The organism is Microvirga arsenatis, assembly GCF_009910705.1.
Lineage (GTDB): Bacteria > Pseudomonadota > Alphaproteobacteria > Rhizobiales > Beijerinckiaceae > Microvirga > Microvirga arsenatis.
The window spans coordinates 252,209-278,363 of sequence record NZ_JAAAXJ010000005.1 but is presented as its reverse complement, the minus strand read 5'-3'; the positions used below and the strand labels follow the sequence as shown (position 1 = coordinate 278,363).

General features: G+C 64.1%; 18 protein-coding genes. 3 read left to right on the top strand and 15 right to left on the bottom strand.

Annotated elements, in window-relative coordinates; translation table 11 throughout:
- Nucleotides 1–262: 262 nt before the first annotated feature.
- The 9 genes from GR303_RS12625 to GR303_RS12585 all read right to left on the bottom strand — a co-directional run bounded on the left by GR303_RS12625 (nucleotide 263) and on the right by GR303_RS12585 (nucleotide 17,839).
- Nucleotides 263–1,582, bottom strand: coding sequence for a tetratricopeptide repeat protein (locus GR303_RS12625; RefSeq protein ID WP_161725757.1), 1,320 nt, complete (start codon nucleotides 1,580–1,582; stop codon nucleotides 263–265).
- Nucleotides 1,583–1,651: 69 nt separating this feature from the next.
- The gene (locus tag GR303_RS12620; RefSeq protein ID WP_161725755.1) at nucleotides 1,652–4,498 is read right to left on the bottom strand and encodes a tetratricopeptide repeat protein; all 2,847 of its coding nucleotides are present in this window, start codon (nucleotides 4,496–4,498) and stop codon (nucleotides 1,652–1,654) included.
- A gap of 70 nt (nucleotides 4,499–4,568) precedes the next feature.
- Nucleotides 4,569–7,514 (bottom strand): tetratricopeptide repeat protein, encoded by a 2,946-nt coding sequence (locus tag GR303_RS12615; protein WP_161725754.1) that lies wholly within the window; start codon nucleotides 7,512–7,514, stop codon nucleotides 4,569–4,571.
- Nucleotides 7,496–8,587, bottom strand: coding sequence for an alginate lyase family protein (locus tag GR303_RS12610; protein ID WP_161725752.1), 1,092 nt, complete (start codon nucleotides 8,585–8,587; stop codon nucleotides 7,496–7,498). The genes GR303_RS12615 and GR303_RS12610 overlap by 19 nt, the downstream gene beginning before the upstream one ends.
- A 7-nt stretch (nucleotides 8,588–8,594) precedes the next feature.
- Nucleotides 8,595–12,326 (bottom strand): right-handed parallel beta-helix repeat-containing protein, encoded by a 3,732-nt coding sequence (locus GR303_RS12605; RefSeq protein ID WP_161725751.1) that lies wholly within the window; start codon nucleotides 12,324–12,326, stop codon nucleotides 8,595–8,597.
- Entirely contained in the window at nucleotides 12,304–13,722 is a 1,419-nt protein-coding gene (locus GR303_RS12600) for a mannose-1-phosphate guanylyltransferase/mannose-6-phosphate isomerase (protein ID WP_161725749.1), read from the bottom strand. The genes GR303_RS12605 and GR303_RS12600 overlap by 23 nt, the downstream gene beginning before the upstream one ends.
- A gap of 54 nt (nucleotides 13,723–13,776) precedes the next feature.
- Nucleotides 13,777–14,985 carry a PilZ domain-containing protein gene (locus tag GR303_RS12595; protein WP_161725748.1) on the bottom strand — a complete coding sequence of 403 codons (1,209 nt, stop codon included), beginning with the start codon at nucleotides 14,983–14,985 and terminating at the stop codon, nucleotides 13,777–13,779.
- Between the two features lie 30 nt (nucleotides 14,986–15,015).
- Entirely contained in the window at nucleotides 15,016–16,557 is a 1,542-nt protein-coding gene (locus GR303_RS12590; RefSeq protein ID WP_343038488.1) for a glycosyltransferase, read from the bottom strand.
- Entirely contained in the window at nucleotides 16,529–17,839 is a 1,311-nt protein-coding gene (locus GR303_RS12585; protein ID WP_161725745.1) for a nucleotide sugar dehydrogenase, read from the bottom strand. Before GR303_RS12585 ends, GR303_RS12590 begins: the two co-directional genes overlap by 29 nt.
- 693 nt (nucleotides 17,840–18,532) lie before the next feature.
- Between GR303_RS12585 and GR303_RS12580 the strand changes: the two genes are divergently transcribed.
- A complete protein-coding gene (locus GR303_RS12580) occupies nucleotides 18,533–19,033 on the top strand; it encodes a lytic transglycosylase domain-containing protein (protein WP_161725743.1) in 501 nt (166 codons plus the stop codon).
- A 68-nt stretch (nucleotides 19,034–19,101) separates the two neighbouring features.
- Here GR303_RS12580 and GR303_RS12575 read toward each other — a convergent pair whose 3' ends face one another.
- Nucleotides 19,102–19,482 (bottom strand): rhodanese-like domain-containing protein, encoded by a 381-nt coding sequence (locus GR303_RS12575; RefSeq protein WP_161725742.1) that lies wholly within the window; start codon nucleotides 19,480–19,482, stop codon nucleotides 19,102–19,104.
- A 494-nt stretch (nucleotides 19,483–19,976) separates the two neighbouring features.
- Between GR303_RS12575 and GR303_RS12570 the strand changes: the two genes are divergently transcribed.
- Nucleotides 19,977–20,582, top strand: a complete 606-nt coding sequence (locus tag GR303_RS12570; protein ID WP_161725740.1) for a 3'-5' exonuclease — start codon at nucleotides 19,977–19,979, stop codon at nucleotides 20,580–20,582.
- Nucleotides 20,583–20,638: 56 nt separating this feature from the next.
- Here GR303_RS12570 and GR303_RS12565 read toward each other — a convergent pair whose 3' ends face one another.
- Together GR303_RS12565 and GR303_RS12560 are read right to left on the bottom strand one after the other, a co-directional pair.
- Nucleotides 20,639–20,863 (bottom strand): hypothetical protein, encoded by a 225-nt coding sequence (locus GR303_RS12565; protein WP_161725739.1) that lies wholly within the window; start codon nucleotides 20,861–20,863, stop codon nucleotides 20,639–20,641.
- Between the two features lie 523 nt (nucleotides 20,864–21,386).
- The gene (locus GR303_RS12560) at nucleotides 21,387–21,713 is read right to left on the bottom strand and encodes a hypothetical protein (protein ID WP_161725737.1); all 327 of its coding nucleotides are present in this window, start codon (nucleotides 21,711–21,713) and stop codon (nucleotides 21,387–21,389) included.
- A 170-nt stretch (nucleotides 21,714–21,883) separates the two neighbouring features.
- Here GR303_RS12560 and GR303_RS12555 point away from each other — a divergent pair, with 170 nt between their 5' ends.
- Nucleotides 21,884–23,398: a sensor domain-containing diguanylate cyclase gene (locus tag GR303_RS12555; protein WP_161725735.1), complete on the top strand. Its 1,515-nt coding sequence runs from the start codon at nucleotides 21,884–21,886 to the stop codon at nucleotides 23,396–23,398.
- Nucleotides 23,399–23,408: 10 nt separating this feature from the next.
- On the opposite strand, the gene GR303_RS12550 is transcribed toward GR303_RS12555, so the two are convergent.
- The 3 genes from GR303_RS12550 to GR303_RS24480 form a co-directional block, all read right to left on the bottom strand.
- The gene (locus GR303_RS12550; protein ID WP_161725734.1) at nucleotides 23,409–23,801 is read right to left on the bottom strand and encodes a RidA family protein; all 393 of its coding nucleotides are present in this window, start codon (nucleotides 23,799–23,801) and stop codon (nucleotides 23,409–23,411) included.
- A gap of 268 nt (nucleotides 23,802–24,069) precedes the next feature.
- Nucleotides 24,070–25,782, bottom strand: coding sequence for an adenylate/guanylate cyclase domain-containing protein (locus GR303_RS12545; RefSeq protein ID WP_161725732.1), 1,713 nt, complete (start codon nucleotides 25,780–25,782; stop codon nucleotides 24,070–24,072).
- Between the two features lie 208 nt (nucleotides 25,783–25,990).
- Nucleotides 25,991–26,143, bottom strand: a complete 153-nt coding sequence (locus GR303_RS24480) for a hypothetical protein (RefSeq protein WP_210254028.1) — start codon at nucleotides 26,141–26,143, stop codon at nucleotides 25,991–25,993.
- Nucleotides 26,144–26,155: the final 12 nt, after the last annotated feature.

The following is a 26,155-nucleotide window of genomic DNA, read 5'->3' as shown; positions in this document are numbered from 1 at the left end:
GTTCGGTAGCAATTCTGATGTCGTATATTCAGTTTCAACTTAGGATTAATTCCTCGTCGAGTGCTACGTCTCGGAAGTGTGCGCAAGCCTGTGACACTCGTATGGAAGCCGGGAGACTGGGTCAGTCAACGTGGCTTCTGAGCGGAAGAAAAGCTGAAAGAGATTGCGGAACAGTTTGCCGGAAAGACCTCCGGCTCATCGATCATTGTTCGCTCGCCCGCACCGTCTCGGTCAAGGCTCCGAAGGCGGCTTCGAGCAGCCCTCACTTCGCCGGCTGCTCGGCGGTGCCCGAGGAACCGGGCGCCGTCATGGAGCTCAAGGCCATTGCCGCGAGCGGGAAGCCGCTCTCCTGAGCGCTGCTCATCAGCTCAATCGCCTTGTTGAGATCCGGCGGCACGCCTTGGCCCGCCTTGTACATGAGACCCAGCCGGTACTTCGCCTCGGGCAGGCCCGCATCGGCCGCACGCTGCAGCAGGCCGGCAGCCTTCTCAGGAGAGGCATTCACGCCGATCCCTTCTGAATAGGCATGAGCCAAGCCAACGTACGCCTCGCTGTTGCCGGCCTCCGCAGCCTTCTCCAGGCCTGCCACGATGCTGGCGACGACTTCGTTGCCCGGACGCAGGGCAAGAAGGCGTGACAGGCTTTGGGCCGCGGCTGCGTTGTCCTTGTCCTGCGCGGCGAGGCTGTACCACTGCACGGCCTGCCGCTGGTCCTCGATGCTGCTGCTCGTCGAGAGAACGTTGGCCAGCCTGAGAGCGGCGGCGGAGTCGCCGCGCTCGGCGGCCACCTTGATCAGGCGACCTGCCGCTTCCCGGTTCTGGATGCCACGCGTTCCGCGCTCCAGGTCGAGGGCGACCTGATAGGCGATGCCCGGCTTCAGCTCGGCGGCACGCTCGAAGAACTTGAGGGCGGATGCGGCATCCGTCACCCCTTCGGTTCCCTGCATGAGAGCCCATCCGATCTCGACCAACGTGCCGCGCTGCCGCCCCTCGTTCACACCCTCCAGCCATTTCAGCGCTGTGGCTTCATTGCGCTCCAGGCCTCGGCCCGTGCCATAGGCATAGGCAACTTGCGCCATGGCGCGCTCGTGCCCCACGCGTGCGGCCCACAGGTACCATTCGGCCGCCTTCTTCTTGTCGACGGGTACGCCCTCGCCCCGGTCGTACATGCTGGCGACGGCCAGGACCGAACTCGATGCTCCGCGAAGCGCCTCGAAGCGGAGGCGGCGCTCGAGCCTTGCGCGGTCCACCCCCTCCAACGCGACCTGGTGGCGCGCCATGATCTTGGCCATGAGGCGGGTTGCCTCCCGGTCTCCGCGGGCGGAGGCGATCTTGGCGGCATCCACGCCCGTCGCGAAGTCCTGAGTGTCCATTTCGGCCGTGAGGGCTTTCTGTCCGAGCCTCAGGAGGCGCATTGTGGACATGGCGCGTAGTTGAGCCTGGGTTGGAGCAGCCGGTTGCGCGCTGGCTGGAGCCGGGGGCGCTGCTTGGGGCTTGCCGTCCCCGGTGGCAGCGGCGATGGCATTCGGCGAAAGGCCGGCGAGGAGGCTGCCGAGGAGCAGGATACGCATCTTTTTGGTCATCGTGTCTCTCCTACGACTGATGTAGGGGCGTTCGCGTCAGGCCCCATCCTCCACACGGCTGATCCCCTGTCACTTCCGAGCGATACCCTCGGCGGACTTCAACCATTCCTGAGCCGCAACGGCATTCACATCAGTTCCGAATCCGAGCGTCATGGCGAGGCTGAGCCCATACATCGCTTCCTGATCGCCCGCCTGAGCAGCCCGCTGGAGCCATTCGGTGCTGGCCTTTGCGGAAAGCTCGACTCCATAACCCGACGCATAGGCCCGCGAGAGTTCCTTCATGGCCGCCGTATCGCCCGCTTCAGCGGCCTTGCGCAGCCAGGAGGCGCCTGTTTCAGGCTCCGGGGGGATGCCGAACCCCAACTGCAGGCAGCGCCCGTATTCACGCATGGCGGGCGCAAAGCCGCTCTCCGCATTTGCCTTGAGCACCGTGACGGCCTCCGTGCCCTCGCTGCCGGGCACCGCTGCAATCCGGGACAGATCGGCGGCCACGCTCCCGTCGCCTCTCTGAAGCGATTTCGAGAACCATCCGATGGCGGCCTTGACGTTGGACTCGCCCCATTGTCCCGCAGCGTGGCCGCGCCCGAGATAGCGCATCGCCTCGGACCGTCCTGCATCGGCCGCACGCTCGATAAAGGCGATCGCCTCGGTCTTGTCGGCCGTCCCGCCGACCCCCTCGATCATCGCCCGTCCGACCAGGAACATCACGGCCGGGTCCTTCGAGCCGGCTCGGACCTCGTCCAGAGCCCTGTGCAGCCAATGCCGGGCCCTGTCCTCGTGATTGGTGCCGGGAACCTTGTGATAGGCCTGGGCGAGATCGACCATGTCGCGGGCGGTGCACACCGGCAGCGTCTCGGCTCGGGACAGCCAGCGGGCAGCCTCGCCATCATCCTTGGCGCTCGATGCCAGTACGATGGCAGCCCGCGCGCTGCCGGCCTCGACAGCCGCCCTTCTCCATTCAAGCGCCGTTCTGCCCGTGAGGCGGATCTGCTCTGCAGGAGCCTCGGCCAGGGCCATCATGGCCGCGGCATTGCCGGCGGACGCCGCCTGCTGCAGAAGCTGCACCCCACGCGGGACATCGGCCTTGTCGCCCCGCATCACGAGAAGGCGTCCGAGTTCGAACTGGGCTCCGGACTCGCCTTCCTGTGCCGCCTGCTCGAGAAGCGGACGGGCAGCGTTCTCGTCACGGCTGCCGTCGTCCCCATTGAGCATCCTGCGCGCCAGCAGCAGAAGGGCCCGCGTGCGCCCCTCCCCCGGAGCCAGCGCAGCCTCGCGCCACCGGTTCGCCAGAGCCTCGTCCTGCGGCACCCCCCGGCCAGAGCGGTAGGCGAGAGACAGCAGAACCATGCTCTCGCGATCCCCACGCTCGACCGCCCGCTGAAGAGCCTCCACGGTCTTCCGGCCAGAGGCATCGGCATCCGCCAGCGAAGCAAGTGTCAGGATGCTGCGCACATGGCCTGCCGAGGCAGCCCGCTCCAGCCAAGCCCTGGACTGGGCACGATCCTGGGCAACGATCATGCTGCATGCGTAGAGATCGGAGAGGACGCCCATGGCCTCGGGATGACCGCGGTCGGCAGCTTCCCCGAGAAGCTTCAGAGGCTCTCCGGAACGGCTTGCCTGCGGCTGTGTCAGCAGGAGCTTCGCCATTTCCGTCAGGGATCCGACATCGCCCCGTGCGACGGCTCTTCGATAGAATGTCAGGGCCGTCTCCAGATCCGGCTTGCCGTTGAGCCCCGCGGCATGAAGCCTTGCCAGCCCGACGAGAATGCTGGCGTTGTGCCCTGGCAGATTCGTTGCCTTCATCAGCGCATCCGCAGCCTTCGGCAGATCCGAAGATGCGCCGAACTCTCCCCGGTAGTGTCGTGAGAGGAGCCTGTAGGCCTCGGGATCCGCATGGAGGCCTGCCCGCTCCAGCCAGGAAACCGCCCTGGCGAAATCCTTGGGTGCGCGGTCGCCCAGCAGGAAGCGTTCGCCCAGGAGCGTCATGGCGCGAGGCTCACCGGCTGTCGCGGCGCGGCCGAGGTGCTTCATCAAGACGTCGGGAGCGGCCTTGACGCGCTCCTGCAGATAAATCTCGGCCAAGGCCAGATCGGCCTTGGCCTCGCCCTGGCGCGCCGCCGCCTCAAACCACTTCACAGCCTCGGGCAGTCCACCCGGCACGAGGTCCTGGCTGCTCAGGATCGATGCGATCTCGTACAGGGCGGAGCACTTGCCTTTCGCGAGATCGCCGTAGAGCATCTGCAGGGCGAGCTTCACCAGATCGTCCGACTCGGCCCTTGGGACGGCGCCAAGCCGTCCGCTCAGCTGTAGCCGAGCCAAGCCGGTGACGCCCTCCACATGCCCGGCCGTGGACGCTGCACGAAGAAGCCTCTCGGCTTCCCTCACGCTCGCCCCTGCGATGAGCCCGTCCGCATGCAGCCGCGCGAGCAGAACCGACGCATCCATGTTGAGCATGGACGTCGCGGTGGCCAGGTGCTTGGCTGCCCGCTCAGGATCGACAGGACCGGCAATGGGGTCGAGAAGCAGCTTGGCAAGCCGGAAGTGAGCGCGCCCGCGACCGGCCCATGCCCGGTCGGCCAAATCTTCGAGGAGCCTGCGGGATGTCACGGGATCGCGGTTGATCGTGGCGCTGCCTTCCGCGTAGGCGACAGCTGCGGCGAACATCTCCTCAGGATCGCTGACCGGTTGGGCCTTGTCCCATTTGCTCCAGTCGCGCGTCAGTTTCGGCGTCGCCGCCGGGGTGCAGATCTTACTGAAGTCCGCATTGGGTCCCAACGCGCGCGGAGCGGGACCCTGCGCCGCAACCGGAGCGGCGAATGCCAGGCCGACGGCCAAGGCAGCACCGGCCAGTCCCGCTTTTGCCCGCGGGCCATGGCCAGCAAGACCCATGTCGTTCGAGTACGCGGGAGCCTTCATCGCGAAACTCCGTTCTGCCTTCGCTTCCTCTGCGACCTTCCGCCTGAAGATGACCAGAATTCCCATGCCCTCAACCCGGCCCCGCCGCGGATGCGGCCTGTTTCTCGAGCATCTTCGCCGCCTGCGCATGACCCGCGCGAGCCGCCTTCTCGAGCCACTCACGCGCGGCGATCTTGTCCTGATCGCTGCCGCTCTGCTCATAGCGGAGCCCGAGCCTGTACATGGCGCCAGCATGACCGCCTTGCGCAGCCTGCAGGAGCCATCGTTCGGCTTCGCGCGGATTGGGCTTTGCACCAATATCGGAGAGCCGGAACAGCTCGAACATGGCATCCGGCGAGCCGAGGTTGGCGGCCCTCTCGAGCCAGGTCTTTGCCAAAGCCGGATCGGCCTGCGTGCCCATTCCCCGCGTAAGGGCGCGCGCCACCTCGATCATCGCTGGCGCGGAACCGGCCTCTGCGGCGCGCAGGTGCGAGGCGAAGGCTCCCTCCGCATCGACGGTCGACGTAAGGCCTGAGAGCTTCGCGCTTCCCAACTGCACCTTCGCTTCGATCAGCCCGGCCTCGCCGGCCTGGGACAGCCACTGCTCGGACAGCCGGCCGTCGCGAGCCACGCCGCCGCCGTGGAGATATGCCAGACCAAGGCGAACCTGCCCCTCGGGATCGCCCTGGCGCGCCGCCTGAGCGTAGAACTCCGCCGCCAGGGTCCGGTCCTGCGCAACTCCTTCACCGCGTGCATAGGCATCGCCCAGGGCCAGCTGCACCTTCGTGTCCCCCGGCTCCTCGTTGTAGATCTCGCGATAGAGAGCGATGGCCCGGGATGGATCGCGCGCAAGGCCGACGCCGTCGCGATAGGCCTTAGCGAGGATGAAGCGCGCGCCATCGTCCCCGAGCTGGATCGCACGGCGAAGCAGGGCCTCCGCGCGTGCGGGGTCCGGCTTCACACCCATGCCGTTGAGGAGCGCCGTGGCTAGAAGCGACATGGCCGGTGCGTTGTTCTTGCGGATCAAGCCTTCCAGGACCGAGGCGCCGTGCTCGATGGAGCCGCCGTCGGGAAGCTTCAGGTAGTTCAAGGCAATGCGCGCAGCCTGCTCGTCATCCCCGGCCAACGCCTTCTCCGCCAAGGCCAGCCAGCGGCGGGCAGCATTATGCTGTTCGGGGCCGGGCTGGTTCATCAGGTAGAGCTCGCCCAGTTGCAGGGCGGCCTCGGCATTGCCGGCTTCGGCAGGCTTCTTGAGGGTCGCCTCGGCGAGCTGGTATTCCCCACGGACGAGATAGAGTTTGGCAAGAGCGACGGGAGCCCGAAGGTCCCCTGCGCGGATCGCCTTCTCGAGGGCATCCTTCGCCAGATTGAAATGGCCCGGGCCGCCGGCGCGCGAGTAGAGGGCGCTCAGCTCCACCATCGCTGCGCCGCTGCCGGCAGCGGCCGCCCGGCTGAACCACGTGGCGGCTAGTGCCTGATCCTGCGGAACACCCCTTCCCTCGTTGAACATCTTGCCCAATCGCACCATGCCGATGGCGCTGTTGGCTTCGGCCGCCTTGCGGTACCACTCAAGGGCACGCGACGCCTCCGCACCCGACGAACGGCTGGCATACAGGTCGCCAAGGCGGATATAGGCCGCCGACGATCCGCTCTCCGCCGCCTTCTGATACCAGCGCATCGCCTCTGCCTGTGACTCGGGAACGCCATGGCCCCGGAGAAGCGCATCGCCCATGCTCACGGCCGCCTTGACGTGCCCGCGCTCCGCCGCATGGCGAAGATGCGCCACCGCGCTCTTGCGCATGTCCTCCGTCGCCTGATCGAGATAAGCCAGCGCCGTACGTCCGAACTCGTAGGATGCGGTCAGGTTGTCTGTGCGTGCGGCTCTGTCGAAGAGCCTGAGCGCGAGAGGAACGTCGCGATGGATGAGGATGCCGTCGCGGGCATGGCGGCCTAGGGCAACAAGGGCCGTCACATCGTCGTCCACCCTTTGAAGCGCCTCAAGCAGGAGGTTCTTCGCCGCCTCGCGCCCCTCGGACCCGAACTGGCTGCGGATCTCCGCCGCCAGTACGAGAGCCCTGGGCGCCTTGGTCTCGATGGCGCGGTTGAGCCAGAGATCGGCCGCAGCGCCCGGCACGCCGAGCGCGGCGCCGTTGTAGGGATCCTCCGAGAGGATCATGGCAGCTTCGATGGAGCCGCGCTGCGCCGCCTTCTCGAAGGCGATCCTGGCCTCTTGCGGTTGGCGCAACGGAGATTTCGGATCGAGCCGCAGACGACCGAGGCGCAGCGCAGCTTCGCCGTCTCCGAGATCGATGGCCCGCTGATACCATTCGACGGCGGCACTGAGGCGCTCCGGCCCATCTCCTGTGCTGCGGTAGTGATCGGCGAGGGTCCGTGCCGCCTCTGCCGAGCCCTGACGCGCCTCCTGGAAAAGGATCCTCAATCCCTGTGTCGCGAACACGGCCGCCTTGGCGGGATCCGTCTCGAGGCGGGCCAATGCAAGCCCGGCAGGTCCATGCTCGGAGCGCAGGGCGATCTGGTAAAGGTTCTTCGCCCCTTCCATGTCACGACGCCCGGCGATTCCCTCCTCCATCAGACCCGCCAGCACGAAGGCGGCCTCATGGTTCTGCATGGCGGCCGCGCGGCGCAGGAGTTCGGCGGCCCTTTCCTGCGAGGCCTGATCCTTGTCGCGCGCAAGAAGGAGCTTGGCCCGCCGCAGGGCCGCCGAAGGCCAATGCGCTCCCGGCACCCCTAGAGCCTGCTCGTAGAGCCGCTCCGCCTCATCGACCTTCGGCACTCTGAGCGGATTGATCTCGCTCACCGGCAGGCCGCTCTGGAGCAGTTGCGCCCGCTCGATCAAGGCAGCGGGATCGTTGCGCTGCTGGAGCTTCTCCATCTGCTCGGCCGCCGCCCGGAAGCGGTTGCGCGAATCCGTGTCCGCATCCTGCGCGAAGGCGGAAGACAGTATCAGCAGGGCGAAGGCTGCGACGGCTCCTGTCAGGCGCATGTTCGAGCCCACCATCAGCGCCCCCAGAAACATGTGGCGTTTCCGCCAACGGCCTCGTCAATCAGCGGGCGGTCCAAGCGCAGGCTGCGGGCATGCAGGCTCTTCAGCCTCCGGGTTGCCAAGCCCGGGCGATCCCGCGCCAGAACGGGCTCGGCCCAGGCCATGAGATGGCGCCCATTGCCCCGCTTGGACAGGAAGCCGAGTTCCTGGCGCCGGAAATCCAGCTCGCCGCCAAGGATGTCGCCTTCCGATGCATAGGCCATGACGACACTGGGTTCTGCAATGGCATTCAGCAGATAGGAGAGGACGCGATCGAAATTCGCTTCACCCTCGCGAATGCCGTAGAGATCAGCTCCGCGGGTCGCGGCCACCTCTGCCATCACCGTGAGGCTCGCGAGGGTCTGACGGGTGAACCACAGGGCGCGAGCTCCGCGGCGCACGTCCGGAGCCAAGCTCCCATCGGAGCGAGCCTGGGCCAAGATGGAGCGGTAGCGCTCATAGCCCTTGGCATAGAGAGCATCATCGCCGGTGGCGGCGCCCCATGCCATCAGGATGCTGGCGGCCATATGGCCATGGCTGCTGCCGTCACCTATGGTCTCAGCGCCGCGGTCGATCCTGCGGACCAGGGAGTTGATCCAGCCCGCAAGGGATTGCCGTTGCGCCTCATCGAGCCCTCGGTGCAGCACGGAATAGGCGGCAACCGTCGGCAGAAGCGCGCGCTTCAAGGCATGCTCGGCATCGCTCCCTGCTTCCGTCCTCTCAAGGGCCTTCGCCCTGGCCCAGGCGAGCAGGAGATCGCGAAGCGAGGCTTCGGAGGCTGTATCTCCGGCAAGAGCCCGCCCCGTCAGCACCATCACGGCCCATGTGAAATCGGCCACGGCACCATCGGCACCCGTGCTTTCACTCACCTTGAGCTGATCGACCGGCCGGAGGCCGGTCCAAGCCGGGTCCCGCGGAATGGCGAGGCAGGCAGCCCTGACGGTCGTCATTGCCGGCTGCGCGAGGGCAGCTCGCCGGGCTTCGACATCAAAGAGGCTTTTCACCTGAGCGTGGGAGGCTCCGATGGTGAGGAGATTGACGAGCAGGATGAAAAGAACGTGCCTCATGCTGCCTCTAAGTGCCTTGCGATGAGCTGGCGAAAGCCCGCTGTTGCACGGTTCCGTTGACATCGGTGCAGTTCGAACGCCCGTCCGAGCTGAAGATCTGGAGTTCCGAGTTGCCCTCGAAGAAGCCCTGGCTCCGGAGACGGCATGAGGTGGCGGGCTTCACCGGCCGGCAGGTGCTCGCGATCAGCACGTCCGCCTGGGAGGTCAGGCGCAGGACCGGCCCTTCCAGGCCACGGACATCTCCGCCGAACAGGCGCCGCGACTGTTTCACGAAATGGTTGCCGTACATCACCAGCCCCGAAGCGCCCTGGGCATTGATACCGACGCCGTTCGAGGAAAAGCGGTTGTTCCTCAGCGAAAGGCCCGTGACCGGCGAGAACATGTCAGACGCTTGGCCCTCCCCTGTCTTGCCCGAAAGAATATTCGCGATGTAGGCGCTCACACCGGATTGCGCATTCGCCTCGAACCTGTTGCCGTACGCCCCGATATCGATGCTGTTGCGCACCTTCAGGCCGTCACGCTTGTTGCTGGCGAGGAAATTGCCGCTCAGAACGTTGCAGGAGCTTTCGAAGACCGTCACGCCATCCTGGGCATTCCGGAAGGCGCTGTTGGCCTGCAGCACGTTGTTCGTACTGTTGCGGTCCAGAACGATTCCCGACCCCGCATTGTCGAAGGACAGGTTGCCGACGACCACGCTGTCCTCCACATCCCGCGAGATCGTGATGCCATGCCGCAGCATGGTGCCATAGGCCGCATTGAAGGCGAGGGTGATGCCTTTCGAGCGATCATGGGCATCGATGGCATAGAAGATGCTGTCGCGGAACTCGTTGCCGACCACCTGGACGCGTTCGGCTTCGTAGGAATGGAACCCGAGGTAGAAGTTGCGGAAGACGTTGTCGACGACGACTCCCGTGGGTCGCGTCTGATCGCGCAGGCTTGCGACCGCATCCGGCCCTGAGGAGTAGGAGAGCCCCGAGGATCGGGGATTGTCGTATCCGAGGGCGGCAAGAACGGAGGATGCCACATCCATGCGGCCGTCGCCCCAGCTCAGGAGGAATGGACGGAACTGGGCGGCCTTCGTGCTGTCGGCCCAGAAAGGCTGCTTGGCCTTCTCGTCATACCCGACGATATCGGCGTCGATGATCTGGACCTCGCCGGCATTCGCGATGAAGGCTCCCGCATCGGCGCTCAGCCGATAGACGGGTACATCCAGCCGGGAAAGGATGAGCGTTGCCCCGGGAGCGACGAAGATGGGAGCGCGGATCGTGAGAGCATCCTGCTCGATTCCGATCAGGTCTCGCGCATCGGTGCTCTGGAGTTGGCGCGCAACCATGCCGAGCGTCGCAACGCCGCTCTGCATCACGATGATCCGCGGCGAGGGCTGCCCCTGGTAGCGGATCGCCTGCTCCAGGCGCGTTGCGCCCTCGGCATCATCCTCGAGGAACTTGGCGATGTAAGGATTGTGATGGGCGAACGTGCTCCCGACAACTGCGCCGCTCGGCCACGGAACTTTTGCCCGGACATCCTCCGCGGCAGCCATGCGCCGCGGCATCCGGAGCCCTCCCGCCGACGGCCTGCCCGACTCCAATGTGAGCAGCGCGAGGCCCCGGCGCGTCTGGATCTCCTGAGCCGTTTCGCCCCCCTCCCCGGAGACGGACGCAACGGTTTCGACATCGACAGCAGGATCGGAAGAGGAATTGGCCGGAGAAGTGGCCAGGAAATCGGACCTTCTTTCGGCCAACCGGCGGAAGGCAGCCCTGCGGAGGCGGTCGTCGGCGATCGAGCGGATGAGGTCGGCGGCATGGATGCCGCCATCCGCCAGCACCGCCAGATCGGAGGCGAGATCGACCTTGTCCTGATCGTTCGTGACCCTTGCGAGGCTTCGCTTCAACAGCGCTTCGGGAAGGCGGGCATCCTTCCACTGGCTCACGGCGTCCCGCACCTCGGTTCGAACGATCCAATCCTCCGCCCGCTGGCGGAGGGACGCATCGGCGATGCGCTGCGCCAGTTCGCCGGCCTGTGCCTTCTCCCCTAGATCCGCCAGCATCCTGACGAGGGCAAGGATCGCCTCGTCCTGAGAGCCTGCCGCCTGGCCCGCGGCCGTGCGGACGGCCTCCTGCAAGGCCTTGCCGGCAAATTCCTTGTTCTGTTTCAGAACAGCCTGTCGCGCGATCCCAGCAAGCGTTTCGGTCCGCTGCTTCGTATCACCGATGCGTCCGGCCAATGCCAGCGCTTGTGCGAAATCGCCGGAGGCCGCGCGGGACTGAGCGAGAGCCAAGAACACCGCTGCGATATGCTGAAGATCGCCGATTTCACCGATCAGCCGCAGCGCGCCGGCGGTATCGCCGGCCTTTGCCTTGGCACGGGCGACCGCGCTCAGAACCTGGTCGCGGCGATCCCTGTCGGCAATGCGCGGCAGCAGAGCCTCGGCATCGGCGCTGCGGCCCTGATCCGCCAGGCGCTCGGCAAGCTCGCTGAGGACAGCAGGTCCCTCGGGACCGGAATCGAGACGGTCGGCGTAGGCGAGAGCATCGCTCAATCGTCCTGCACGCGACAGGGACCGCACGAGCTCCGGGTAGAGCGCCCTCCGCTCCTCCTCCGGCAGCGCTTTCACGATCTGAAGGCTTGAGGAAAGAAGCCGGTCGGCCATGCTGCCGTAGCCGGCCTCCTGAATTTCGGCTGCAAGGATGAGTTGGATCGCCGCTTTGTGCGGCCCGTCCAGCATGCCGTTGACGATCTCTGCCGCCTGGAACGGCACACCTCGATCGGCATAGTCCCTGACCAACACCGCCAGAGCCTTCTGCTGCCTGACGGACTCGAAGAATCCCTGCGCAGCAGCGATCGCGACATCCCGGTCCTGCTTCCTGATCGCAGCCGCGAAGAGATCGGAGAGGAGGTTCTCCCGGTCCTCGCTCGCGGACAATGCCAGAATCAGGGATGCACTGCCGTGCAGATCCCCCGCCCCCAACCGTCTCGCAGCCTCGACCTTGATCCTCGTCTCGGAGGCTTTTTCGAAGGTGCTTCCCTTGAGCTGTTCGCGCGCCGCCTCATGCCGGGCATAAGCGCGGTTCCGCGGTTGCGGGATCTGACCGATGGCACGGCTCGCCAGCGACGTGCCGGGCGCTCCGAGGCTGGCTGCCAGCCGGGCCACGGCACGATACGCGCCCGCCTGCGGTCCCGTGTCCTGGATCGATTGAGCCGCCTCGAGAGCGAGGGCGGCGTATCTCAAGGCCCGGTCCTGGGCACCCGCCCTGCTGAAAGCATAGCCAATCTCGATGAAGGCTGCCGCACGGTATGCGGGCGAACGCTGCTCGCTGGCGAGCTGATGCAGCGTGACGCCCACCTCCACCCGGTCGGCCCCAGCCTGCGTTCCCGCCAGGTCCCCGAGGGAGGCCTGAAGCAGCATGGAGCTGAGGATGTCGTGGCTCAAGCCGTCATCAGCGAGCCGCCGGAGTTCCGCACGCGCATTGTCGCGCAGTTCCGGGGAGCCCGATGTACCCTGCCCGGCGAATTTTTCGAGGAGCTTCAGCCGAGCACGCGCGATCTGGTAGAAGCCCGCCTTCTGCTTCGGGCTCGCATTCCCCTGCTCCGCGGAGAGGAAGGCCTGGCGAGCCTCCTCAGCGAGGCGGGCAATCTCGCTGCCGTCCTGTGCCATGGCGCCGGATGTCAGCGCCATGGACAGGATGAATGAAGCGATCAGCAGGCGAAGGCGACCGTCAGATCGTGACGATGCGGTCATACTGATCCTCCAGACGAACGATGTCGTCCTCGCCGAGATATGTACCGCATTGAACCTCGATCAGATGAAGCTCCTCGTCGCCGATGTTCTCCAGCCGGTGCACATCGCCCTTCGGGATGTAGACGGATTCGTTCGCCCTCATCACGAAGACCTTGTCGCCCACCGTGACGCGGGCCGTGCCGGACACGACCGTCCAGTGCTCGGAGCGGTGGTGGTGGTACTGCAGCGACAGCCGGCCTGCGACATCCACGATGATGTGCTTGACCTGGAACGTCTCGCCCACCCGCAGCGACTCGTAGGAGCCCCAAGGACGACGCACCTTCTTGTGCAGGGTCGCCTCCGGCCGCTTGGCGGCTGCGAGCTCCGCGGCCAGGCGCCCGACGTTCTGCGCCTGATCCAACGAGCTGACGAGAACCGCATCCGCCGTGTCGATGACCACGACCTTCTCGACGCCCATGACGGCTACGAGGCGGGTGTCTCCATGGACATAGCTGTTGCGCACATCGTGGAGGATGGTATCGCCGCGCGCCACATTGCCGTTGTTGTCCTTGGAGCCGACATCCCACAGGGCCGACCAGGAGCCCAGATCCCGCCAGGATGGATCGACGGGAACGCACACGAGCCGGTCGCTCCGCTCCATGACGGCATAGTCGATGGAGATGACAGGCGCCGTGTCGAAATCGGAGGCAAGGCGGATGGTGTCGTTGCCACGCTGCGCCATCGAGAGCGCGCGACGCGCGCAGTCCAGGACTTCAGGGGCGTACCGCTCCAACTCCTCGAGGATCGTGCGGGCGCTGAACATGAAGATGCCGCTGTTCCAGAGGTGCCGTCCACCGGCCACGAGGGCTTCCGCCACAGCGCGCTTCGGCTTCTCGACGAAACCCGCGACCTTGAAGCACGATCCGTCGAAAGGCTCGCCCGTCTCGATGTAGCCGAACCCCGTCTCCGGCTGGGTGGGCCGGATGCCGAAGAGAACGATCTGACCCTGCCGGGCGGCAGCCGCTGCCTGGGTCACCGCCTGCGAGAAGACCTCGTTCTGCTCGATCAGGTGGTCGCTCGGCGCTACCAGCATCAGTCGATCCGGATCCTCCTCGGCGATGAGGGCCGCTGCAGCCGCGATCGCAGGCCCGGTGCTGCGCACGCAGGGCTCGACCAGGAGACGCGCGGTTCCGGCGCTCAACCGCCCGAACTCACGCAGGGCCAGATCGCGGTGGTTGGTATTCACCACGATCAGCGGCTCCGCATAGTGCTCTGAACGAAAGCGCTGAACCGTCTGCTGGAAGAGGCTCGCATCTCCGGACAGGGTATGAAACTGCTTCGGCTCGCTGGACCGTGATACCGGCCACAGGCGGGTTCCCGACCCACCGCACATCAGAACCGGAATGATATTATCCATTATCGATCTCCAAGATTCGGGTTGAGGTCCTCCGGCTGAAAACTCCGGACCAGTTCATTCCCCTGATTTGAGCCCGGCAAGACGCCTCCCATTTTCGATTTCAGGCTCTTTGGCCCTCTTGGGTACTGTTGCCACTTCGCTATCTCGTCCGAGGATAGCGGCAATCCGCTTGCCTGCCCAGCTAGCCGCCGTCTGCAGCTTGCCGACTGCAGTCCCGAACGTCGATCCAGAGAAGGTGTTAAAGACGACCGATACGGGTTGACCGATCGCGGAAGCTTCAAGCTCGCGCCCAGGCGCAAGCTTCACGAGAAACCGGCCAGCACCGGAAGGATCACTTGTATAGGACGGTAGCGGCTCGATCTTTCCTTCCTTTACGCGAGTTCCATCCGCATATTCGATGATCGCACTGGCTCCACGGTAGAAGCGCAGCACTTGGTCCTGAGGAATACTTGCCGTGATATAAGGCGAGCTCGTTTTCTCACGCAACGTCAGGACCGGAGCTCCCTCGCGCACGAAACTGGCCGCGCGGGTGTAGCGGGTCTGGACGACGCAGTTGCAGGGACTGTCTATGACGATGCTGTTGCCTTGAGGTCCTAGGATCGTCAGCAGCGGCTCGCCGGCTCTCACCTCATTGCCCGATGCGACAAATGTCAGTTGCCCGTTCGATGGTGCGGGAACAGTGACCAGGTCGGCCGTGATCAATGCCGACTGTGCAGGGATCAGATAGAGACGCTGGAAGATACCAGATCCGATGAACCCGAGCAGACCCAGGGTCACAGCGCCGATACCGACATATCCCGCAACGCTGCGCCCCTGATGCTTCAGGCGACCCATGAAGCCCTGGGGCTCAGGCGGGCGCGGCACCTCACGGGTCTTGCCTTCGTTTCGGCGGGATGCGACGTCCAGAATATCGCCGGCCTCAACCACCTCGCCGGAGAGATAGGCATCGAGAACGAAGCGCAGAAGGTTGTGCTGACGGGGTGAGACATCCGTGAAGCGGAGGCCGATCCGGCTGTGCTCCTCGGCCACGTAGCGAACTTCCGCATTGATCGGAAGCGTGAGTTCATAGCCGCTGAACGGAAAGACCAGAGTAAGGTCGAGAATGCGGCCCGGCTTGACGTCAAGTGACCCTGACCGAAGCGCGAGACCGCCGACGGAAATGTCGACAACAGCAACCGGCGTGCCATTGTGGATGCATCTCACCGGCAGCCTGTACCGGGGGTGCTGCCGCTGAACCTCGGCTTCATGCGTGATCTTCGTCATCAAGTCGGTCTCCAATCGGTGTCGTTGTCATCACGGCAGGAAGAGCGTCGGTCGAGGCGTCGGAAGCACGTCCATGCCCCAAGCGATGATCGTCACGAACGCTGCAAGCGCGATGGAATGCATGTAGGCGGACATGAAGTTGCTTGCGATCAGTGGACGCTTCTCAACCTTGGCCGCCGTCGTTTTCTGCCGCGTCCATTTCTGCCGATCCAACCGGAACGTGACATGGACTTTGACGAACGAGCCGAAGATTTGGTTGAAGTAGAGAAGGAAAGGATAGAAGACGGAAACTCTTGGCCGCGAGGCCAGCAGGGAGAGAGTCAGGACATAGCGTGAGGATAGAATCCAGAGGGCGTAGAGAAGAAACGCGTATGGGCTGATGAAGATCCCTGCGATCAGGGCTGCCATGAATCCCACAAGCGAGGTCCACATGGACATGCGCTGGTCGAGAATGGCCCACCAGGTGAAGAACCTGATCCTTCCGGGTCCGAGCGCAAGGGCCCTTGAATTGGTGCGGAGCATGTTGCCGAACCATCTCACCATCAGCATGGCGGCCGCGGAGACGAAATTCTCCGAGGGCGGATCCTCGACCGTCAGGACGACAACATCCGGGACGTAGAGCATCTTGTAGCCATTCCGGAGCAGCCAGAACCAGCTCGACTTGTCGTCGCCCGTCAGGAATTTGAACCGGCCAAGCCGCCAATGGTCGACATAGTCGAGTTCCACCTGCCGGATGAACTCGGGATTGCAGACGATGGTGGCCCGAAACATCGCCATCCGCCCTGTCAGGGTCAGGACGCGCTCGGCCAGCCCGACCGAGGACATCAGCGTGTGACGCTGCGCGAAGCGAAGGGCATACCACTCCTGAAAGATACGGCTGCCGCGAACCTCGCTCATCTCATCGGTCGTCAGCGCGCCGACCTGAGGATCGAGTCGGAAGAACCCGGCACATTTATGCACGAGGTCGCGCGGCACGATGCTGTCGCCGTCGATCACGGCAACGACATCGTCCTCGCCCGGGGTGCGACGAGCGATGGCCCTGAATCCGTAAGCCAAGGCATCTCTCTTGCCGGTTCCCGCAATCCTGACCATGATCAGGTCGACCTTGTCCTGCTCGCCGCAGACCGCCTTGAACAGGGCTTTGATGAGCCGCTGATCGCCCGCCTCGACGACGGAAGCCACCACCGTCGCCGTTCCAGGCGCGGCAAGGGCAGCCTCGAAGGCAGCTCTATAGACACGCATGGTCACGACGCTATCGATCCGGAACGTGGTCACCAGAAGATAGGCATGAGGAGGATTCTGCTTCAGCGTCGCGTCGGCCGCCTTCCGCTGTCGCGGAAAGACGAAGCCGCGAAAGATCAGCGCTCGGACGAAGTGGAGGGCACCCCATCCGTAGCGCCAGAGAGCCAGAACGCCGATCGTTCCGATGATGCCTTTGCTGACCGAACCGTATGCTTCTGCGGGGAGAGCGGCAGCGTAAGCTGCCACTGCCACCACGTAGAGGATGTGCGCCCCAACCGACTCGGAGAGTCGTGTGCTGCCGTTACCAGCAGATTCCTTGATAGAGGTCACCTGAACACCTTGTCTGGTCGACTCGAACGAGATCAATGATCGGACGCTCGTCATTGATTGCGCTCATCAGCCGCTTGGCTTCATCACGATTGCCGAGGACGAAGACCTCTGCGTGGTCGACGACCTCATCGATATCAGACGTCAGCAGGGTGGCGAGATGCGGCAGGTGCGACTTCACGAACTGCAGGTTGGCACCGGTGAGCTTCGAGACCTGGATATTCGGATCATAGATCCGGATGTCGTATCCTCGTCCGAACAGGCGCTCAGCAAGCTCGACGAGCGGGCTCTCCCGGAGGTCGTCGGTCTCCGGCTTGAAGCTCAGGCCGATGAGGCCGATGCGGCGCTTGCCGGTGGCTGCAACCATCGAGTAGGCACGCCGGAGCTGCTCCTCGTTGGCAGCCATCGTTGCATCGAGAATGGGCGTCGGCACGTCCAACCGGCGCGCCGCAAAGCGCAGGGCCCGAAGGTCCTTGGGCAGGCACGAACCGCCGAATGCGAAGCCGGGTTTGAGGTAAGCCTTGGAGATGTTGAGGCGCGTGTCCGCGCACAACACATCCAACACCACATGACCGTCGATGCCCGCCTCCTTGCAGATATTGCCGATCTCGTTGGCAAAGCTGATCTTCAAGGCATGCCAGGCATTGTTGGTGTACTTCACCGCCTCGGCCGTGCGGATGGAGACGACCCGCGGCTCCACCTTGAAGATCTTGTGCAGCTCCAGGAGGCGGTCGATGGTCGCCTGATCATGGCGGCCGAAGATGATCGCACCCGGATCATAGTAATCGGCAATGGCCGTACTCTCGCGCAGGAACTCCGGATAATAGGCCACGCCGAAGCCCACCCCTGCCTGCCGCCCGGACGCCCGTTCGAGCGCCGGCAGAACGATGCTCTCCATGGTGCCGGGCAGAATGGTGGAGCGCATCACAACCGAGTGAAAGGAGTTCTTCTCGCGGATTGCCGCGCCGATCTGCTCGGCCGCCGCGGCAACATAGGACGTATCGAGAGAGCCGTTCGAACGAGATGGGGTTCCGACGCAGACGAAGGATATGTCGGTGCCGTTCACAGCCTCGCGCACGTCGCTGGTTGCCTTGAGGCGCTTGCTGCCGATTCCGTTTTGGATGAGCTCATCAAGACCCGGCTCGACAATGGGGCTGATGCCCTCGTTGAGAGGACCGACTTTGTGCGGGTTCGGATCAACGGCAATGACGTTGTGCCCGTCATTGGCCAGACAGGCTGCGGAAACCGCTCCGACATAGCCAATCCCAAAAACACTAATTTGCATTAGGCTGTTCCTGCTGAATAACAGTGGAATTGAGGCGCTTATTCTGAGGCGCGCCGGGTACAGCCCATTAAATACTACTGCTCCACTTAAATTCGCGTCACTATTTCGGCTGGAGAGATACCCCCTACGGGTTAAGCAGAGAATTACTCCTTAAAACAGATGCATTTAGCTCAGAAGAGCACCTGCACCGACGGCATCGTGCATTCCGCTCATATGGTCGCCGCCCTAACACGATTCATGCCGATCCTGCGCGCTCCTTTGTCGACGGAATGGAGCAAGCTTTCGAAGGAGCTTGCGCAGGGCAGTACAAGCGGCACCGTTGGGCAAGATGACGTCATCCCAATACGAGAGCGATGGCGTCGATGGGACAATGCGATTGCCGCCTCACCCTAAAGAGGCAGCCGCCCGCTCGACCGGCAGGCAGAATTATCCAGAAGTGCCATACGCTAATCCTTCTGCGCCTTTCGAGATCTGAGCCCGCGCTACCTCCAAAGAGGCACTCATTTGCGCATCACTGGAGCAATGCGAATGCGTCTCGTCACGACTCATGCGCAACTCTGCAAAGTATCATGAGGCTCCGAAACTTCAGCCCGACGAGCATCATTCGAGCACACGCGCTGAACTCTTACGGCCAAGCTGACGCCCTATTGCCACGATTGAGAGTGAAAAATTCTCCTGAACAAGGGGAAACACATGAGTTCACGCCTCATTCTTGCATGTGCGGCCATCGTCTGTGCGATCCCGGCTGCAGCATCAGAGCGCGCCACGATCGATGCCCTGGTGGCACGCCACGCCAAGATCCACGGCGTTCCTGAAGCACTGGTTCATCGCGTGATCAGGCGGGAGAGCGGCTATAACCCGCGCGCCCTGAGCCGCGGCAATTACGGTCTGATGCAGATCCGCTACGCGACGGCGCGCGGTATGGGTTATCGGGGGACGGCAGCGGGACTGCTCGACACAAACACCAACCTGACCTACGCTGTGCCTTACCTCGCCAATGCCTACAAGGTAGCAGGCGGCAATCACGATCGTGCGGTCGCCCTCTATGCCGGAGGCTACTACTACGAAGCAAAGCGCAAGGGCCTGCTCCACGCCCTGCGCACCGGGATCAGCGATCCCGAGGCGACGGGATCGATTGCGGCATCCACGAGCGCGGCCCCCTCGTCGGCCTACACATCGGGCAGCGCCCGCTAGCAGCGGCCGGTCGGCAAGCTCGCCGAGTCCGAGGCTTGGCGAGCCTGCCCATCTGCACGAGGATCCCGTCAGGCGGATTCGATCTCGACCCCTCCATCCGCCAGCTCCTTGAAGCCTCCAATGTTGTATACGTCCGTATAGCCCATGTCCTTCAGCACCTTGCCCGCCAGGGCTGAGCGGCCGCCGGAGGCACAATGCAGCAGGATGGTCCTGCTCTTCTCGAAAGCGGGATTATGATAGGGGCTCTCCGGGTCGGCCCTGAACTCGAGCATGCCCCGTGAGACGTTGACAGCACCCTTGATTTTCCCGGTCTGCTGAACCTCCGTGGGGTCCCGCACATCCACAACGAGAACATCGCTCGAGCGCATCCTCTCGGCAGCCTCGCTGGGTGATAATTTCGGCACTGAGGCGTTGGCTTCAGCCAACATATCCTTGACGGTTCGAGCCATAGCATTCTCCAAAGGCTGTTCTGCCCACCGGCAGGGCACAAAGGCTCGATCCGTCTCGAAGCCGTGTCAAGAAGGCGCGAGCCTGCAGCGACGCCCGGGGAGCCCTCCCCCACCTTCATGCGTTGTCGACAGGTGCGATGCATGCCGCTCGATCGAGTTATGAGCGGAGCATGATCGCCGTCAGGAAGTGAGGATCCTCATGCGGGAAGGGACGGTGGCATGCCACGAGAAGTAACCGGTGCCGACGGGGTGGCATGGTCCTGCATTCAAGCGTTTGCAGGTCTCGGCAACGACCCGGAGAAGAAGGATGCAGCCCGCGTGGAGGGCGATGAAGGCAGGGTTCATGTGGTCTGCACACCATCAGGTGGCGCAAAATCCGTGCGACTCGAACTTCCGGAGGACTGGGAACGGAGTCTCCAGGATGAAGAGCTGCTGAAGGAGATTCATGACCGTCTTGCCGAAGAGCCATCCTCTGCCGCACGATCCGAAACGTGATGAGCGAAGCGCCTGACATCGCATTCCTCGACTTCGAGGCCTCCTCCCTCGGCAAGCAGGGCTACCCCATCGAGGTCGCCTGGGTTCTAGGAAGCGGCGAAGAGGAGAGCCACCTGATCAGGCCTGCCTCCTCCTGGACAGACTGGGACGAGGAGGCCGAGGCAATCCATGGCATCTCCCGGGACCGGCTGAGAGCCGAAGGAGAGCCGGTGGAAGACGTTGCCCGGCGCATGGTCTCCACCCTCTCGCATCGTGCCCTTTATGCGACGGCCCCGTCATGGGACGGGAAATGGCTCAGCAGACTCTTGCGCACGGCCGGCCTTCCGCGCCATACGCTGCGCCTCGAGGACACGGAGGTCGCGCACAGGCGCGCCATCGACGAAGCGTTGAGGGCCGCCCCTCTGCCGGCCGAGCTCCACCACGGCATCGTGCGGGATATCCTGGCCCAGGCGCAGCGCAGGGACGATGCGCTCGGCCCGGCCGTCCATCGCGCCCTGGACGATGCCCGACGGGAGCTGCATCTGTGGCTCGACATCCGCCGCCGCGCAGAAGATGTCGTGATGCAATGGCGGAGCGATGGGCAATCCTCCCTGCCGCCGCAATAGGCGCGACAAGGACTGTCGGCGACATCGCTTCCAGCTTGCTTTCCAAGAGCATGCCGTCAGTCTGCATTGGGTATCGAGGGTGGAAGGTCCTGATCCGGGCGGGTGAGAATGTCGATGCGTCGCCCGTCGGGCAGTTGAATGGTTCTCAGGCGCATCACCTGAAGGCCTGCGTCGACGCCCTCCTGAGCCGAGCCATAGCGAAGGATCCGCGCCCGGCGCTCGGCCCCGTTGCGCGGCTGGGCGTGGGATGCCGTGGTGTCCGGCTCGCGGCGACGGACCACACGCTCTTCCCTCTTCTGGCTGCGTGTTGAATCGCCTGCCTGTTGCGATGGGCTTCTCGCCCTGCGATCGGGCTGGATCTTCTGCTTGGCCTGTTCTTCGTTCGCCGGCTTGCGGCTGGGGGCCTGCGCGCTGGCGTCTTCCGCTGTCTCCCCTCCACCCTTGGCAGCTTGCGCGGTGGAGGGCGCAGGCGGGGCGGTGGGCGGCTGCGCAGGGGCGGCCGCCTGGGCCGGAGCCGCGGCGGGCGGTGGCGCCGGCGTTTGAGACCGAGTCTCGCCTTCCGGAGGCGGATCGACCCAAGGGCGCCCGGCTTGGGCCAAGCTTGCCGGCGGGCTCACAAGCACGCCGAGAAGCGAAGCTGTGAGCAGCCAATGGGACCGCAATCCTGTCATGACATAACTCCCTCTCGCTGTCTGAAGAACGCATCTTGTGCAAGGCATGGTTCCACAGACACTCGCCATGAGGGCGTCATTAGAAGCGAAGCTGCCGTCGTAATAGGTTTCGGGACAGCCCGTCGGGCAACGGTCAATCCTCCGCCCCGGCGGCTTCCGCGGCTGCCCAGAGACTCAGCACGGCATCAGGGTCGGTCACCCGGAACAGCTCTTCCATCGAAAGCCCGATGGATGTGCCGTAGCGCAGGATTTTGTCCCGGTCGGCTTCGAAGATGTCCCTGTCCGCCCATTCCGGCCGGGCATCGATCAGGGCGTTCATCATTCTCCAGATGCGATGGGATTGAGACGGGCCGAACATCCACCCCTCCTCCATTGACTTCCATCCAGTAACGACTGCCAGCAAATCCAGAACAAATGATGAACGATCCGCCGTTCTTTGCGTTTCGGGATTGCTCGTCACGACAAGATCAGTTCCGAAACGTTACAATAGTCGTCGTCACTGACGCCGGAAGCGGTTTGAAATAACCTTGAATAAGGCTCCTACCCCTAAAGGATATCGTCAAATCCATTAGCCAGTCATTCCCGCATCGTTTATAGACATATATTCAAGTTTAATCTGTGTGCGGCGGAATGAAACGTCTGTTCTCGGAAGTCTATTTGCACCTGATCGCAGGGATCATCGCAATAGGCATTCTCGGCATTTCTGCCCACACCCTCTGGGTTGACCGCCTCAGCACCTTGCAGGAGGCGGAGCGATCCTCCCGGAACGTGCTGACGGCCGTTGCCCGGGATCTTGACGGCAGCCTAGAGCTCCTGGATCTGTCGCTGAAAGGGGCCATGGAAGGGCTGCGCCATCTGAACTTCCGCGACATGCCCGCCGACCTGCAGTACCGGATGCTCTTCGACCGGGCGGCGTCATCCTCTTTCATGGGAACCCTGCTGCTCGTGGATGCGGCCGGCAACCTCATCGCGGATGCGGGCCCGATCATCGCCCCCCGCTCCCTCAACGTTGCTGACAGGGAGTACTTCACGGTCCACAAGGAGAACTTGCACCTCGGCCTCTATGTGAGCCGCCCTTTCAGGAGCAAGACGTCACAGGGCGAGATCAGCATCGCGATCAGCCGGCGCCTTTCCAATGCGGATGGGAGCTTCGCCGGCGTCGTCATGGGGGCGCTGCCCCTGGACACCATCAACCAGCGCTTCAGCAACCTGAGCCTGGGCGCGAAATCGGCCATCAACCTCTTTCGCAACGACGGCATCCTGCTGACGCGCTTTCCCTATGACGAAAAGCAGATCAATCAGGATCTGAGCGGTTCACCCCACGTCCAGCGACTCCTGCGGGAGAAGTCCGGCACCTTCGAGTCGATTTCGCCCATCGATGGCGTGCGGCGCATCATCTCCTTCGAGAGACTGGAGCGCTACCCCCTCGTTCTGACCGTTGCGCTCTCGGTGGATGACGTCTTCTCCTCCTGGTGGCGGAAAGTCTTGATCCTGAGCGTCGTGACCCTTGTGCTCTGCTGTGCCGTGGTGGGGCTGACGATCCTCTTCCAGCGCGAGCTGAAGCGCCGGACGCGCGCGGAGACGAAGCTCAGGCGCATCGCGAGAACCGACGACCTGACGGGCCTTCCGAACCGCCGCGCCTTCCGGGAGACCTTCGAGCGCGAATGGCGCCAATCCGTTCGCTCGAGCACCGCCCTGTCGCTGCTCTACGTGGACGCGGACTACTTCAAGAACTTCAACGACCGTTATGGCCATGGCAGGGGAGACGAGGTCCTGCGCGCCATCGCCGGGGCGCTGGACGCCAACATCCGCCGTCCCCGCGACGTCGCTGCCCGCTTCGGCGGCGAAGAGTTCGTCATCGTGCTCCCGGAAACGGATCTGGCGGGTGCCCTGACGATTGCGGAGAAGATCCGCCAGACCGTCACCGCCATGAGCATCGCCCACGAAGGCAGTCCCTACCATATCGTGACGGTCAGCATCGGCGCCGCATCCGTTCAGCCAAGCCGCGGCAGCGACAAGGAGATCCTTCTCGAGGCCGCCGATCAGGCGCTCTATCAAGCCAAGGCATCCGGGCGAAATGCCATCCACAGCCTCAAGGCCGAGGCCCGTCTGCTCCGCAGGATGCTGCCGAACGCAGCCGCGTGACCGGAGAAGTTCAGGCCAGCGCGATGCACTCGATCTCGATGTCGAACTCCATGGGCCAGGACGCCACCGGCACGAAGGTCCGCGACGGCGGGCTGCTGGGGAAGAAGCGCGCGTAGACGCGGTTGATGGCGCCGTAGAAGCCGGCATTGGCCGCATAGATCCGCACCATCACCACCTTGTCGAGCGAGGTTCCGGCGCTCTCCAGGCAATGCTGCAGCGCCCGCAGGGACGCCTCTGTCTGCACCTCGATATCGCCTTTGACGAAGCCGCCCGTCTCGAGATCGAATGGCGGCGTTCCCGACACGAACACGAACCCGTTCGCCCTCGTCACCATGGACAGCGGAACACCCACCCGACGCACGCCCTCCGACAGAACGGGAACTTCGACGATCTCCTTCGACATGCTTGGTCCTCCTCTTGTACAGGAGGCAGTGTAGCGGGAGGGGAAGGCCGTGCCAGCGTTATATCGCGCCAAAAAGGCCAGCCACGCTCAGCAGCACCGGCACGATATCAGCGAGTCCCAAGGATGAAGGTCTGGTAGCGGAGGACCGATCTCGCCAGCCCTCAACCTGCTCGTATTGGGTACCAGCTACCTTCTCTCGGCTCAAATCAAAGATTTCAAGCGACGTCAGCTTAGTGCCAGGACCGGCCATTCGCGAGCCCTTGTGCCTTCACGGCGGCATTCCCGCCTCCTCCAGCCGGCTTTGCAACTGCCGGCGCATCGAAGGGTTACAATAGCGCTCCTGGAACAGGAACCGCGACACAGTAAAGTTCGGTTTTCCCACAATCGCTTCCCTGACAAGCGGGTGGGCTTCCTCCGGCCGGTTGAGCGCCATCAGCGCCGCGGCCCGGTACAGCCGCGAGCGGAACGTCTGGAACACGAGCTTGCCCAGGGCTGCGAGTGCCTCCTCGTAGCGGGCCATTGCATAGAGGGCGATGCCGCGCTCCTCGACGCACCACACCGGCAGCAGTGGATCAAGAGCCTCCGCCTCGTCGAGCAGCCGTAGCGCCTCCTCGGGCTCGCCGATGAACGTCGCGACAGCCGCACAGCGCGCCTTGATGTAGGCGTCGGACGGGTTCAGCTCCATGGCCCGGCGCATCAGCACCGCGGCCTGGTCGAAATCGCCCTTCAGCAGCGCGAAGAAGGACGCGATCCGGTTCGCCTCGGCGTCGCAGGGATCCAGCTCCAGCGCCCGGCGAATGTCCGGCTCGCTCTCCAGATAACTGAACTCCGGGAGGTCGGACGCCGCGCAGACCCGCCAAGCGTAGGCCGTCCCGTAGTTCGGGTCGAGTTCGACGGCGCGGGTGAACCATTGCACTGCCTCGCGGGAGTGCTCCTCCAGTACGCCGCCAAGACGGTGCTGCTCGAGTCCGCGGAGGAAGCATTCAAAGGCTGACATGTTCTCGGGGGGCTTGCGCCGGGCCGTGACCATGCTGTCATCCTCCATCCGGCCGAATACCGTCGCAGCAATCCTAGCCGCCGTCCTGTCGAGCAGGTCCGGGAGTTCGGCGAAGGGACGCGAGATCTTGTCGCTCCATATGACTGAGCCCTTCTTCGTCTCAATGAGGGTGAGGCCAATCCGCATCTGATCACCAATCCTCTGGACCCGCCCCTCCAGGACGTATTCGACGCCCAGCGTGGCACCAACCTTGACCGGATCAGCGTCGGCAAGGGCGAAGCTCGCGCTACGAGAGCTGACGAACAGGCGCCGGAAACGAGCCAGTTCGACAATGAGCTCATCCGTCAGCCCTTCGGCCAGGAACCGCTGATCTTCGTCCCCGCCCATGACACGGAACGGTAGGACCGCGATCGATAAGGGGCGTTTCTCTACGGCAGCTGGGATGCGTGTCGGTGCGGTTTGCAGTCTGTGCCGTGCCAGCTCCTCCCGCAGCCGGTAGATGCGAATTGGCTGCGACAGGTTCTTCAGACGTCGCTCCCCCAAGTCTTCGAAGGCAAAGGGCGAGTTGCGCCGCACGTGGTCGAAGAACACCCCACTGATGAAGATGCTGTCGGGGTCCGCCTCCTGCTGGATGCGGCTCGCGACGTTCACTCCGTCCCCGAGCAGATCGCTCCCCTGGACCACGACATCGGCAAGATGGAGCCCGAAGCGCAGCCTGAGCGGATCGGCCTCTATGCTCTCGGTGCCCGCGAGCGTGCTGCGGATCTCGGCCGCACAACGCAGGGCGTTGATGGGGCTGGCAAACTCCGCCAGCCAGGCATCGCCTGCGGTGTTGAAAATCCGGCCGCCGAGGGAGGCCGCCTTCTCCCTCACAAGCTCCCGGCAACGGGCCACCCGGCCGGCCGTATGCTCCTCGGCCTCCTCCATGAGGGACGAATAGCCGACGATGTCGGCCACCATTATCGCAGTCAGGCGGCGCTGCATGGTAACCTTCCCGCACGAGACCATGTTCGGGCCGGCCCAACTCCGCCTGGCTGGGCGAGAGCTGTTTGCCCTCGGAACAATCTACGCCCTGCTGGTCCGGAGGGCGAGCCGTCTGGAGAGATTATGGGTCCTGATGCCGCTCCTTTCCGGTTGCTGCCTCGGGCTCATGAGTCCGAATACTGGGTGGTGACGAGGTTGACCGCTCTCATCAGCCGAACCTGGCCGGCGACGAGAACGGCTTGTTGGCATCAACCACGAACAGCGCGAACTCACGCAGGTCCTCGGAGCCGCTATTCGACCCCACCATCGGCATGTCTGCCCCTTGGCCAACCATGCTCTGGCCAGCGGTGAGGCGAGCCACCCAGTGTGGCGC